Annotated in this window: 1 protein-coding gene; it reads right to left on the bottom strand. The window is 68.5% G+C overall.

The genetic code is table 11. The annotated features are described in order from the left end of the window. A partial coding sequence (locus AC08OV_RS21405) for an IS6 family transposase (RefSeq protein ID WP_476620189.1) occupies positions 1-476 on the bottom strand: 476 nt, incomplete at both ends.

The raw sequence follows: 476 nt of genomic DNA, 5'->3' as shown, positions 1-476 counted from the left end.
CGAAGGCATGCCCTGCGCTGATCGTCTGGACAGAGCGCAGCCGTTTCAGTCCGCGCATCGGGCGGAGCCTGGCTTTCAACCGGCTGTGATCGGATTCGATCCGGTTGTTCTCCCGCGCGGCATCCACGTGACAGGCCTCGGGTACCAGCTCGTCGAGGATCCGCGGGTAAACGGCGGCCTTGTCGGTGATGACCTCGACCGGCCGGCGGCCGTGAGACAGCGCCGCGGTGAAGAACCGGCGTGCCGCAGCCTGGTCGCGTCGTGCGCTGGCGAGGACGTCGATGACCTGCCCGTGCTGGTCAACCGCCCGGTACAGGTACGTCCACCGGCCGGCGGCCTTGACATACGTCTCGTCGACGAACCACCTGTCCCCAGGACGATGCCGGCACGGCCTCGCCGCGTCGACGAGCAGGGGCGTGAAGCGCTGCACCCACCGATAGACCGTGACGTGGTCGACCTCGAGGCCGCGTTCAGCG

The organism is Frankia sp. CeTa3Moorea (genome assembly GCF_978021225.1).
Note: the sequence above shows the minus strand (reverse complement) of the source record. Positions and strands in the feature narration are given on the sequence as shown.